The following is a 13100-nucleotide window of genomic DNA, read 5'->3' as shown; positions in this document are numbered from 1 at the left end:
CCGCCTAACCGGTCAGAAAATCCGCGCGGCCCAGCAAGGATTGGGTAATGCCCATCGCGGCAAAATGCTCGGTCATACCGGCAAAACCGCTATGCTCTGACAGTGGAATATTCTGCCTTCCGCTCTCGGCCAACAGCCGTGTTTGACGAATGGACAGGTCAACCATCGGCAACGGCTCGTTCCTGGTGAACGCGGCAAGGTCATCCGCATATTCAAGTGCGGCATCCCAATCTCCACGCGCCAGCATGACGGCGCTGGCATCGGGGAAAAAGTGCAGATGGCTGTGGCCGACACATCCCTCGGCGATGATCTCGGAACCCAGTTTCAAAAGGCGCGTTTGCTCATCCGGGTCCGTTTCGGCCATCGCCAGGGCTGAAAGGGCCTTGGGTCCAACAAAGTTGCGGCCATGTTCAAGCGCAATTTCGACCGCTCGCAGACCGGTTTCACGTGCGCGCCCGACCTGACCAGCATAAACCTGCGTTCTGGCCAGATGTTCCAACGCCTGCGCTTCAAGGCGTTTTGCTCCCACACGCTCTGCGATTTCGGCGGAAACGCCAAAGGCTTCCAGCGCACGGTCGAGGCTGCCCAGAAAGGTCTCGGCCACACCAAGGCATGTTTGCGCGACACATTCCGGAACGAAGGCGAAATACGTCTGCGAGATTTCAATCGCCTCATTGGCATCTGCTCGGCCCTGACCGACATCCCCAGTATAGCTGCGCGCCACGCTGAGATTGTGCAGATTTGCCGCAAGGTCCCGAACCAGCCCTTTTTCACGCGCCCGTTCAGCGGCTTGGGTATAGAACCCCGCCGCCGTCTTCATCGAGGCTTTCATGAAATTGGCGTCGCCAAACCCACTCAGCGCCCCAACCTCAAGGCGCGGGGATTCCAGCTTGCGGGCAAGCAAGAGCGCCCGCTCGTTGGCCTTCAGGGCTTCTTTGTTCCGTCCCAGCGGGAAGTAGACGTTGCCGCGCACATAGCTTATCTGGGCCTCATCTTCCTCGGACCCGCAGCGCTGTGCTGCTGCCTCGGCAATGTCGAGCGCTTCCAGCGCGTCCTGATACAGGCTTGCTTGCCGCGCCGCCTGCGCCAGCCCGATATGGGCCCGGGCGATTTGTTCATCGGTTTCCGCCAAACTGGCCGCGTCCTTGAACTCGTCCAAAGCTTCGTTTGACAACCCCTGCAACCGATGCGTTTCGCCCCGCGCGCACAGCAGGTCAAATCGGACACCCGCCGGGGACGGCAATTCCAAAGCACGCTCGATCAGCGGGCTGGCATCGTCGAAGCGGAAGGCCTGAATCAATTTGTCGGCTGCTTCCAGATAGGCTTGTGCCGCGTTATTGGCCCCGGCCCGGTCCAGATGCTGGGCGCGCAAGGTTGCATCCTTGTCTTCGAACCACTGAGCCGCCTGCCGGTGCAGGCGGGCGCGTTCGGATTTGACCAGTGTTGCATAGGACCCGTCCCGGATCAGCGCGTGGGTAAACATGAAATCGGGCCCTGCCTCTCGGATCAACGCCGAGCGAATCAGGTTGCTGGTGTCCAGATGCCCTTCACCCAGAATGAAATTCAGAACTTCGGGCGAGAACCGTTGACCCAGAACCGATGCGGCCTGAATGGCGGTTCGGCTGGCGCGATCCAGCGCATCCAATCGCGACTGAACGATACCCTGAATACTGCCCGGCACAGTTTCCTGTTTGAGCACATCGGTGTTTCGCAACAGCTGTTCCAGAAACAACGGATTTCCACCGGCGCGCTGGACGCAGGTTTCCAGCAAGTCGCGATCGATGGCCCGGAACTCTTCGACCAGTTGCCTGACGTGCTCTTCTCCCATCGGTGCCAGTTCCAGTTTTGATACCAGCGCGCCATCCGTGGCCATCTGCCACTCTCTGTCGATCGGATCGCCCTCGGCCCGGCTGGTCATCATCAACACACAGGGCGTGTTCCGCGTCACCGCGGCGATATGAGAACACGCCCCCAGGATGTCGGGCGTCGCCCAGTGGATGTCTTCAATCTGAATAAGCAGGGGCGATTCCCGACTGCTGGCGGATAGCAGCTCCTCCAGCACCTGCCGCCGCCCCCGCAGACGGGTCTTATTGTCCATTACCGCATAGACCTCGGCCAGGCCCGGATCCTGCTCGAGTTCAAGCAAAGCATTGAGATGCGCAGCGTTGGAAGGGCTGACCCAGCCCTTGGTAATAGCCTCTTTTGCAACGGCCGCCCCGGTTTCCGCCCCGTCTGACGCTTCAAGCCCCAGAATGCTGCGTGCAACGGTCTGAATGGCTGAATGACCTTCGCGCGCGCCGAAGTCCATCACAACGCCGTTGTGGATCGTGTAGGACAGGCTTGTCGCCAGTTCCGCCACTTGCTCGGACAGGTGGGTTTTTCCAATTCCGGGTTCGCCCAGAACGATATGCACTTCACCTTTTCCATGGCGTTGGCATCGGTCGAATGTGGCCGAGAAAATCGACATCTCGCGCTCGCGCCCGATGAATTTGTGCCGTCTGGTCCGAATGTTCCTGGCTAACCGGTCCAGACGCCAGACCTCAACCGGCTCGTTCAACCCCTTGATCGCCTTGACTCCGATAGATTCGCCCACGAACAACGGGCCCAGCGCGCGTTGAATGTCATGTGAGACCAGAGTCTCGCCGCCCCCTGAGATATCTGTCAGCCGAGACGCCAGATTCACCCCGTCCCCTGTCACTGTATATTCCGTGTGCGACTGGCTGCCTGTCGTACTGGCGATGACCTGCCCCGAAGAGATACCGATATGACAGGACAGTGGCGGTGATAACGTTGGAAGAACCGCATGAATTTCAGCTGCGGCCCGTGCTGCCCTTTCCGTGTCATTGGTATGTGAGATCGGCGCTCCGAAAACGGCCATGACCGCATCACCGATATGCTTGTCGATGCGTCCGCCGTATTTTTCGACCACATTGTCCACTTTGCTGAAGAACTGATTGAGCAACGCGTGCAGATCCTCGGCATCCAGCTTGCTGGACATTTTCGTGAACCCGGTCAGGTCCGCAAACATCACCGTGACCTGCCGCCGCGCAGGTTCGTGCGGCGCTGCGGGTTCGGGCTCTGCGGCGATCTGCGAGGAATCAAGTTGCTCGATGGCACGCAAAAGCCGCCGACGATCGCCGACAGCGGTCACACCGATTTCGATCAGATCCTCGGCCGTCAAATCAGGCAGAATGGAAAAGTCGATCTTGTTATCAATGAAGGCCTGCGCGTACTCGTTTAATCCATTTGCGCTCAACCAGCCCCTCAGGTCTTGAGACATATCGCCCCTCTGAAGTCCCCCACTTCAAACGAGAACCTAGCATGGCAGCGGGCGTGAGTCTGCAAAAACCAAATTAATTTATGATTTTGAGCAGAGTTAATCCCCTTTTGATGCATTCACAGGCTTGAATTTCCAAATCCACTCGACAGGACAAATGAACGGCAGGCCTCCGAGATTTCTCGGAATCGCGACCTTTCCCGAACGTATAGATACACCTCGCGCCTGTCCGGCAAATCCGAAATCGGACGAAAGGCGACTGCGTCCGGAATGAATTGCGCGACGGTCTGCGGCAGGACCGTGATCCACTGGCCTGCCCTGACAGTCGTGATCAGGGAATGCGTGTTGTGAATGGTGACCTCGGCCCTGTTCAAAATCTCTCGGAAAGGCGCGGACTCGATAAAGTCACACAAGGCGTTTCGCACGAAAGGCTGAGCCACCAGATCGCAAATGGCTGGCGGTTCGGCCCGTGTCATCAGCGGATGATCGGATGCTGCAACCAAACCAAAGCGGTCCTGAAACAGCGGCTCTGCACTGACCCCATTCAGCGGAAAGTGGCCTGACGCTATCCCGATATCAGACGTGTCGCCGGCAACCGCATCCAGAACCTGCTGCGAATCTCCGTCGCGCAGCTCGATCTTCAGGCCGGGAAAGCGAGACGTCATATGATCCAGCAGGGCAGGAAAGACCAACGCCCCCACGGACGGCACCGATACGATACGGATCAGCCCATGCTCGGCCTGTGCCGCCAGTTCAATGTTCTGAACGGCCTGATCAAAATCCCGCACCTGTTTGATTGCGAGGTCGAGAACTTGCTGACCCAGCGGTGAAAGGTGGTTTTTCCGTTCGCCTTCAAACAGTTTCTTTCCAAGATGCTCCTCGAATTGTTTCAACATCATTGAGACCGCGGATTGCGTGCGGCCCAAACGGCTGGCTGCCTCGGCAAGGTTTCCGGTTTGGGCCACAGTGCAAAAGCACCGCAGCATTTCCACTTTCACGGCCATGCTTCAATCTTTCTGAAGTTTTCTAAAGTTATTTGAGTTTGACTGATGTCGCCGGCAAGTTCCATTCTTTCGCAAACTGAAATTTGCGAATTTGGGGCCTGACGTGACCAAACTGAATCTGATTGCCGGCGAATGGCTGGCCGGCGAAAGCGAAATCGAAAACCGCAACCCATCGGATCTGAGCGATCTGGTCGGCATATTCGCGCAGGCCAGTGCTGATCAGCTTGAGACAACGCTGGATCAGGCGCGCGCGGCCCAGGTGGAATGGGCGGCTTATGGGTTGGAGCGCAAGCAGGCCGTGCTGAACGCCATCGGCAACGAACTGATGGCCCGCGCCGAGGAGCTCGGCACTCTGCTCAGCCGTGAAGAAGGAAAACCGCTGGCCGAGGGCAAGGGCGAGGTTTACCGCGCAGGTCAGTTCTTCACCTACTATGCGGCCGAATGTCTGCGACAGATCGGAGAAAACGCCGATTCCGTGCGCCCGGACATCGAGGTTGACGTGCGCCGCGAGGCTGTTGGCGTGGTTGCCATCATCAGCCCGTGGAACTTCCCCACCGCAACGGCTTCGTGGAAGATCGCCCCGGCGCTTTGCTATGGCAACGCGGTTGTTTGGAAACCCGCCAACATCACCCCTGCCTCGGCCGTGGCCCTGACCGAAATCATCGCGCGGCAAGACATCCCCAAGGGTCTTTTCAGCCTGGTGATGGGCTCGGGCCGTTCCATCGGTCAGCGCCTTGTGGAAAGCCCCAAGGTTAATGCGATTTCCTTCACCGGATCGGTGCCCGTGGGCAAAGGCATTGCCGCCGCGGCGATCCAGAACCTGACCAAGGTGCAGATGGAAATGGGGTCCAAAAACGCGCTGACTGTCATGGACGACGCCGATCTGGATCTTGCGGTGACGCTGGCACTGGGCGGGGCCTTTGGCGGCACCGGTCAGAAATGCACCGCCTCGTCGCGTCTGGTGGTTCACGCGGGCATCCATGATGCCTTTGTCGAAAAATTGGTTGCCGGTGCGCAGGCAATGAAAGTGGGTCACGCGCTGGAGGACGGGGTTCAGATGGGTCCGGTCGTCAGCCAGCAGCAGTTGAATGAAAACCTTGCCTATGTCGAACTGGGCAAAACCGAAGGCGCCGAGCTGGCCTGTGGCGGTCAGCGGCTGGAGATGCCCCATGACGGTTTCTACATGTCGCCGGGCGTGTTCCTGAACACCGCCAACGACATGCGCATCAACCGCGAAGAAATGTTCGCACCGCTGACCAGCGTCATCAAGGTCGGCAGCTATGACGAGGCGCTGAGCGTTGTGAACGACACCAATTTCGGCCTGACCTCGGGCATCGTGACCAAATCGCTGGCCCGCGCCACGCATTTCCGCCGCAACGCGCGCACCGGTGTTGTGACGGTCAACCTGCCCACCGCTGGCACCGATTACCACGTGCCTTTCGGTGGCCGGGGCGACAGCTCGTACGGACCCCGCGAACAGGGAAAGGCGGCGGCTGAATTCTATACGACCGTCAAAACCGCCTATATCAGCGCAGGCCCCGTCTGATGCGGATCGATGGCCTGCAATATGCCAACTGGTCGGAAAAGATCTTCCGCCAGTTGCGCGAAGGGGGCGTGGACGCGATCCACGTCACCATCGCATATCATGAGAATTTCCGCGAAACGGTTCTGAATTTCGAGAAATGGAACCGCTGGTTCGAGCAATACCCGGATCTGATCATGAAAGGCCGCTGGGTCAGCGATATCGACACGGCCCGTAAAACGGACCGAACCGCCGTGTTTTTCGGGTTTCAGAACCCGTCGCCCATTGAAGACGATATAGGGCTGGTCGAAATCCTGCACGATCTGGGCGCGCGGTTCATGCAACTGACCTACAACAACCAATCCCTGCTGGCGACCGGTTGCTACGAGGCCGAAGACACCGGCATCACCCGCATGGGCAAGCAGGTCATCAAAGAGATGAACCGTGTGGGCCTTGTGGTCGACATGAGCCATTCGGCGGACCGCTCCACGATCGAGGCGGCTGAAATCTCGGACCGGCCCATCGCGATTACACACGCCAATCCGCACGAATGGTCCCCGGCCCTGCGCAACAAGCGGGATGACGTCATCCGCGCGGTAACGGAAAAAGGTGGGATGCTGGGCTTTTCGGTCTACCCTCACCACCTGAAAGACAAGTCCGATTGCACGCTGGAGAGCTTTTGCGAAATGATCGCCCGCACTGCCGACAAATACGGGGCCGAACATCTGGGGATCGGCACCGACCTGTGTCAGGATCAGCCCGACAGCGTCGTGGAATGGATGCGTGTGGGGCGTTGGACAAAAGAGATCGACTATGGCGAAGGCTCGGCCTCGGCGCCGGGATTCCCACCGATGCCGGGTTGGTTCCAGGACAACCGGGACTTTGGCAACATCGAAAAAGGGTTACGCGCGACCGGCCTGAACGATGACGAAGTGGCCGGGATCATGGGCGGGAACTGGTATCGGTTCTTTGCCGAGAACTTCGCCCCACAAAGGTAACTAAATGGAACCACACGCGCAGACAGAGATCGCCAGACGTGACCCATCCACGGTCATGCGGCTGTCACGTTTGGGATCGTTGCACCAATGTCGGCTCAGCTTTATGCGGCAGCTGACGCGTCGCATGGCCGAAGAAAACTGGAGCTTTTCGCGCCCCGCGTTCGAAATTGACAACAAGGGTGTGGGCCATGCGGTCTATACCGCGCAAGGCCCCGATCGGGCCTATTCGCTGGTCGCCTTTGCCCATGACCTGCCACCCGATCAACGATCGGACCGGGTGATTGCCGAGGCCTGGGATGCCACCTTTACCTTGTTTGACGGCATTCCAACGGCGGAGGATATCGATCGTCTGTCGCAGAATGTTCCGTTGCAAGAAGCCGGACGCGTCAGCGAAGCCGAACTGTCCCTGTCGCGGGCGAACCGTTCCGTACGGCTTTGGGCTCATGTGGTGGATCAGCTTGCTGCGGGACGGCAACCCGACCTCGAACAGATCTACAAGGTCGGCTATCTGATGCGGACCACGGCCGTTTATGGTTCGGGCAAATTCGGCGCGGCGGACCGCGAAAAGACAGCCGGCCGGTCCGAAGTCAGCGGTCCGTTCCAGATCGAGATGCTGTCGGTCTATCTGACCCGCGCCTTTGTGCGCGATCTGGTACAGCACATGGCATGGGTCAAAGGCCGAGACCAGACCGCAGAGCTTGATCCGGACATCGCGCGCTGGCTGGGTATCGGGAATTCGACCGGCCTGGGTATGGCACCGTTCATCGTCAATCACCCGGTACTGTTCAACAACTGGATCATAGTGCGCGAGGAGGCGATCTCGCGCGTTCGGTCCATTGATGTGGCTTCGGCGGATGAGGCACGTGTCTTTTGCGATGTCTTTGCACGCTGCAAACAGTCAATCGCCTGGTGGCGATCTGAACACCCGGTGCAGATGGAAAAGCTGGCGGCGCTGAATTCGGATCTGCAAGAAATCGAAAAATACCTGGCCAAGGATGATCTGACACAGAATCACCCCTGGAACCGTCTGATCCTTTGGTCCGAAACCGCGCTGACCGAAGAAGGTCAGGAGCTGCTGGCCTCTTTGATCCTTGAACCTTACGGCGCGCTTGTTGACGGGCTTGCGAGCTGCATGGCAGACACCGACGCCTCTGCACAGGTGATTGATGGGACCATGCCGGTATCAGCGGTGCGTGCGTTGATCCGGAACAGCTTTGATTGGGCTTTGAACCTTGATTGGGCCGCCGCCGAAAACTGCGCGCGGGCCTGGTACGTATCCGAAGAAAAGCTGGAACCCCGGCTGGGCGAGCGGTTCGAAGAGCCGATCTCGGATTATGAACAACCTCTTGCACCGGCGCGGGATGCAACCTTGGCTTTCGAAGCGTTGCAGAACTGGCTAGATGACGCTCCGATAGCAGAGTTTCTGTTGCGCCATCCGGAACACCGCCACAGCGTGCGCCGCGCGCAAATCAGCCGTATCGCTCCCTACGGTGAAATTCGAGACAACACGATCAGCGCGCAGGTGATGCCCATTGATATGCTGCGCGCCAAACTGTCCTTCTTTGGGGCGACGCATTTCGACCCGCGTTCGGATCGGTGGGTGCGTATCTGCATGTATGCGGGCGCGCCCTACCCGGAAGAGCTGAACACCGCGAACGCCGATCTTTGGGTTTATCCGGAGGTTGCGCAATGACCTTCTCGTTGAACGAAGTGGAAGCCACCGCCAAACGCGCAACCCGTGGGGCTGGATATGCCTGGGGTGTGGCGGAAGAAGCTGCGAAAGCAACCCGATGGCTGTGCGTCCAGGGGTTTGACGGGCCTGCGATCCTGGCCCAGTTGCTTAAGCAGAAATTTGCGCCGCACCTGGAACATCACATCCCAGAGGCCCGGGACGGCGTGTGGTCCGGCGCCCGGGATCTGTGTCCCCTTATGACCGGATCAGCATTATCAGATTTCCCGGACGCCCTGTCGCAAGGCAAAGTTCTGATTTCCAATGTTGCCGCTCCTCTTCTGTTGCTGCCCTTTGTCGCCACCATGGCGAAAAAGCGGAAATCGACTTTGGAAATCACATTGGACGGGGTTTCAGCGACCACTGATGGTGTTCATCTCAGCTGTGGCGATTTCGGAATGGAGAGGGCAAATCGCGTCGGGATAACCGAAACCGGCCGCATCAGACCCACCCGTTCCTTGCACAGCCGCGCTGACCCGGATCCGGGGGCGTGGCAATTCCTCAACACTGTGGCGCATCGCACCTATGCCCCCGCAACTGAAGAATCCCGGCTGCTTGGCGCTGGTTCAGGCTTGTCAGACAACGATTGAAGGACCACCCGATGACCGAAACCAGAACCCTCTCGCTTGCCGAAATCGAAGAGCTGTCATTCAATGCGCTGGTTGCCGCCGGCACAAGCGAAGAAAACGCGCGCCCTTTGGCTGTTGCCACAGCCGCGACCGAGGCAGACGGTGTGGCCAGCCATGGGCTGGCGTATATCCCGATCTATTGCGAGCATGTTCAATGCGGCAAGGTGGACGGTCAGGCAAAACCGGCCCTTGAAACCCCGCGTCCGGGCCTCATCCGCGTCGATGCCAAAACCGGGTTTGCACATTCGGCCATTGATCTGGGTTTCGAGGCGCTGATCCCAGCGGCACAGGAACAGGGCATCGCCGCTTTGGCGATTACAAACAGCTACAATTGCGGTGTGCTGGGCTATCACACGTATCGGCTGGCCCAGGCAGGGCTGGTCGGATTGGGGTTCACCAATGCGCCAGCATCCATCGCACCTTCGGGCGGATCGAAACCTGTCGTCGGGACCAATCCGTTCTCGATCGCTGCACCGGGAACAGATGGTCAACCCGCACTGCTGATAGATCAGAGCGCCAGCACCATCGCCAAAAGCGAAGTGATGAAGCATGCAAGGGAAGGCAAGGCCATTCCCGTCGGATGGGCGCTGGACGCTGACGGCAACCCTACAACGGATCCTGACGTTGGACTGAAAGGCAGCATGGCCCCCTCGGGCGGCTACAAGGGCGTGGGTGTTGCTTTGCTGACCGAAGTCATGGCCGCAGCCCTTACCGGATCGACACTTGGGTTGAACGCATCGCCTTTTTCCGGAACGGCCGGTGGCCCCCCGAAAACGGGGCAGTTCTTCATTGCGATTGATCCCGTGGCGTCGTCCGCAGGTTTGTTTTCAAACGCCATGGCAACTCTGGTTGAGTCGATCAGATCTCAGGACGGCGCGCATCTGCCCGGTGATGGCCGCCGCAAGAGCCGGCTTTCGTCAAGCAAAGCGGGAGTCGCAGTGAACTCCGCAACCCTGTCAAAGATTGAAGCAATTTTGGGCTCAGGCTAGGTCAGGACCCATAACCAGTAGATGAGGTTTGCCGCGAGTGCGATGGCTGATAGGAAGACCTTGGGACAACGGTCATAGCGTTTCGCCACGCGCCTCCAGTCCCTAAGCCTGCCAAACATAATCTCAATGCGGTTTCGCCGATTGTATCTGCGCTTGTCGTACTCGACAGGCGTCTTTCGCTGCTTTCGCCCGGGGGTGCAGACGCGTATCCCTTTGTCTTTCAACGCTTCTCGAAACCAGTCGGCGTCATAACCACGATCCCCGAGAAGCCAATTCACGTTTGGTATGCTGCTGAGCAGAGCCCGAGCACCGATTTATTCACTGATTTGCCCGGCCGTAACGAACAGGTTGAACGGGCGACCCTCGCTATCACAGATAGCATGCAGCTTGGTATTCATGCCGCCCTTGGTTCTACCGATCAGTCGGCCACGCCCCCTTTTTGCGGCCATACTGGTGGCAATGCAGTGTGCTCTTAGATAGGTCGCGTCAATCATGACTGTCGTCTCTTCGCCATGCTGGGCGGCCAGACCAGACATGATCCGTGCGAAGATGCCTTTCTCGCTCCAACGCGTCCATCGGCTGTTAAGCGTTTTGTGCGGTCCGTAAGCTTCCGGGGCATCTCACCAGCGCAAACAATTGCGATTGATGAAGATAATACCGCTCAAAACCCTTTTGTCATCAACCCGGGGCTTGCTGTGCGACTTCGGGAAAAATGGGACAAGCTTCGCCATCTGCGCGTCGGTTCGTCAATAAAGATCGCTCATGTCTCCGCTCCGTTCTGGGAGCCGTGAGTCACGCAGCGCAGCGAAAAATAATGCATCCTGAGCCTAGCTATGGGGTATAGTGGTGCAGAACGGAATAGCGGGAAACATAGAAACGTATTTTAGGTATGGTCAGAAAACATGAGTGTTCCGTGGCGCTCCAAGATTTTGGTTTTGGATTTCCCTCAGCGGCACCAGATAAATCCAAGTCAAACGGATTTCGGTCCTCGCAACGTCCGCTGCCCTGCCGACAGGCGCGCTAAGCGCGTTTCTCTCCGATCGAGGCGACACCCAGAACGTCCAGAACTTTCGCTTCGATATGCTCGGCATTCATGCCGGCCACCGCATACATGTCCGCGGGGCTGGCTTGATCGATGAAGATATCAGGCAAAACCATCGAGCGGTATTTCAGCCCCTGATCAAATACACCTTTATCCGCCAAAAGTTGAGCGACATGGCTGCCAAAACCGCCAACGGCCCCTTCTTCTATGGTGATCAACGCCTCGTGGCGGGACACCAGGTCCAGGATCAGGTCACGGTCAAGAGGTTTGGCAAAACGAGCGTCGGCAATCGTGGGCGTTATGCCTTTGGCTGAAAGAGATTCCGCCGCCTTCTGAACCTCTGCCAGACGTGTACCGAATGAAAGCAGAGCAACCCGCGCACCTTCCCGTATCACGCGGCCCTTGCCGATCTCCAGAACCTCACCGCGTTCGGGCAAGTCGACCCCGACACCTTCGCCGCGCGGATAGCGGAACGCTATGGGGCCTTCGTCATGCGCGGCGGCGGTCGCCACCATATGCATCAGCTCGGCCTCGTCAGCGGCAGCCATGACGACCATACCGGGCAGGTTGGCCAAATAGGCAATGTCGAACGATCCCGCGTGGGTGGCGCCGTCAGCCCCGACCAAACCTGCCCGGTCGATTGCAAAACGTACGGGCAGGCGCTGAATCGCCACGTCATGTACCACCTGGTCGTAACCACGCTGGAGAAAGGTCGAATACATTGCGCAAAACGGCTTCATTCCTCCTGCGGCAAGCGCAGCCGAAAACGTCACGCCGTGCTGTTCGGCAATCGCCACATCAAAGCAACGTGACGGATAGCGCTCGGCGAACAGGTTGAGGCCAGTTCCGTCGGGCATCGCAGCGGTCACGGCAACGATCTTGTCGTCACGCGCGGCCTCATCCACCAGCGCCTTGCCAAATACAGACGTGTAAGAGGGCGCGTTTGAAGGTGCCTTCTTTTGCTCCCCAGTAACCACATCGAACTTGGCCGTGGCATGGCCTTTGTCGCGGGCCTGTTCGGCGGGGGCATACCCCTTGCCTTTTTTCGTCAATACATGGATCAGAATCGGCCCGGTTGCCCTTGATTTGACCGTACGCAGAACAGGCAGCAGCTGGTCCATGTCATGGCCATCTATCGGGCCGAGATAGGAAAACCCAAGCTCTTCGAACAGCGTGCCGCCCACCGCCATGCCTTTCAGCATCTCTTTGGCGCGCTTGGCGCCCTCCCGGAACGGCTCGGGCAGCAATGAGACAGCGCCTTTTGCAGCGGCTTTCAGATCGTGAAACGGTTCTTCGGAATAGATACGCGACAAATAGCTGGACAACGCACCAACTGGCGGCGCGATGCTCATTTCGTTATCGTTCAGAATGACGATCAGACGCTTTTTCAGGTGGCCTGCATTGTTCATCGCTTCAAAGGCCATGCCCGCAGACATCGAACCATCGCCGATCACCGCAATTGCGTCGCCCAACCCTTCGGGCGTTACACCACCCAGATCCCGCGCAACAGCAAAGCCCAAAGCAGCGCTGATCGACGTGCTGGAATGCGCCGCGCCAAATGGGTCATAGGGGCTTTCGCTGCGCTTGGTGAAACCACTGAGCCCACCTTTCATGCGCAATGTGCGGATGCGATCACGTCGTTCGGTCAGGATTTTGTGCGGATAACACTGATGACCCACATCCCAGATGATCTTGTCTCGGGGCGTATCAAACACGGCGTGCAAGGCGGTGGTCAGTTCAACAACCCCCAAGCCGGCCCCCAGATGCCCGCCGGTCACGGCAACCGCCGAAATTGTTTCGGCCCGCAACTCCTGTGCGACCTGGTGCAGTTGCGCGTCCGAGAACTGCTTGAGATCCGCAGGGCGGTTCACAAGATCCAGCAGGGGCGTATTGGGGCGGTCAGACATATG

General features: G+C 58.6%; 8 protein-coding genes and 1 pseudogene. 5 read left to right on the top strand and 4 right to left on the bottom strand.

All coding sequences use genetic code 11. From position 1 onward, the window contains the following. Nucleotides 1-4 precede the first annotated feature (4 nt). Together FIU92_RS16785 and FIU92_RS16780 are read right to left on the bottom strand one after the other, a co-directional pair. Nucleotides 5-3280 carry an adenylate/guanylate cyclase domain-containing protein gene (locus FIU92_RS16785; RefSeq protein WP_152459702.1) on the bottom strand — a complete coding sequence of 1092 codons (3276 nt, stop codon included), beginning with the start codon at nt 3278-3280 and terminating at the stop codon, nt 5-7. Between the two features lie 116 nt (nt 3281-3396). After that, entirely contained in the window at nt 3397-4281 is an 885-nt protein-coding gene (locus tag FIU92_RS16780; RefSeq protein ID WP_152459701.1) for a LysR family transcriptional regulator, read from the bottom strand. 103 nt (nt 4282-4384) lie between these two features. Between FIU92_RS16780 and FIU92_RS16775 the strand changes: the two genes are divergently transcribed. The 5 genes from FIU92_RS16775 to FIU92_RS16755 are packed head-to-tail and all read left to right on the top strand — an operon-like array spanning nt 4385 to nt 10148. After that, nucleotides 4385-5827 carry an aldehyde dehydrogenase family protein gene (locus tag FIU92_RS16775; RefSeq protein ID WP_172978516.1) on the top strand — a complete coding sequence of 481 codons (1443 nt, stop codon included), beginning with the start codon at nt 4385-4387 and terminating at the stop codon, nt 5825-5827. Beyond that, complete coding sequence (locus FIU92_RS16770) at nt 5827-6801, top strand: membrane dipeptidase (RefSeq protein ID WP_152459699.1); 975 nt, start codon at nt 5827-5829, stop codon at nt 6799-6801. Before FIU92_RS16775 ends, FIU92_RS16770 begins: the two co-directional genes overlap by 1 nt. 4 nt (nt 6802-6805) lie before the next feature. Then, nucleotides 6806-8494 carry a hypothetical protein gene (locus tag FIU92_RS16765; protein ID WP_152459698.1) on the top strand — a complete coding sequence of 563 codons (1689 nt, stop codon included), beginning with the start codon at nt 6806-6808 and terminating at the stop codon, nt 8492-8494. Then, the gene (locus FIU92_RS16760; protein ID WP_152459697.1) at nt 8491-9120 is read left to right on the top strand and encodes a DUF3726 domain-containing protein; all 630 of its coding nucleotides are present in this window, start codon (nt 8491-8493) and stop codon (nt 9118-9120) included. Before FIU92_RS16765 ends, FIU92_RS16760 begins: the two co-directional genes overlap by 4 nt. Before the next feature lie 11 nt (nt 9121-9131). Beyond that, on the top strand, nt 9132-10148 hold the full coding sequence (locus tag FIU92_RS16755) for an Ldh family oxidoreductase (RefSeq protein WP_152459696.1): 1017 nt from the start codon (nt 9132-9134) through the stop codon (nt 10146-10148). Here FIU92_RS16755 and FIU92_RS16750 read toward each other — a convergent pair. After that, nucleotides 10145-10879 (bottom strand): annotated as a pseudogene (locus FIU92_RS16750) (IS5 family transposase). The gene FIU92_RS16755 and the pseudogene FIU92_RS16750 overlap by 4 nt on opposite strands. A gap of 289 nt (nt 10880-11168) precedes the next feature. Beyond that, a complete protein-coding gene (gene dxs, locus FIU92_RS16745) occupies nt 11169-13097 on the bottom strand; it encodes a 1-deoxy-D-xylulose-5-phosphate synthase (RefSeq protein ID WP_152459695.1) in 1929 nt (642 codons plus the stop codon). Nucleotides 13098-13100: the final 3 nt, after the last annotated feature.

This window comes from Ruegeria sp. THAF33 (genome assembly GCF_009363615.1).
In the GTDB taxonomy this organism is placed as follows: domain Bacteria; phylum Pseudomonadota; class Alphaproteobacteria; order Rhodobacterales; family Rhodobacteraceae; genus Ruegeria.
Note: the sequence above shows the minus strand (reverse complement) of the source record. Positions and strands in the feature narration are given on the sequence as shown.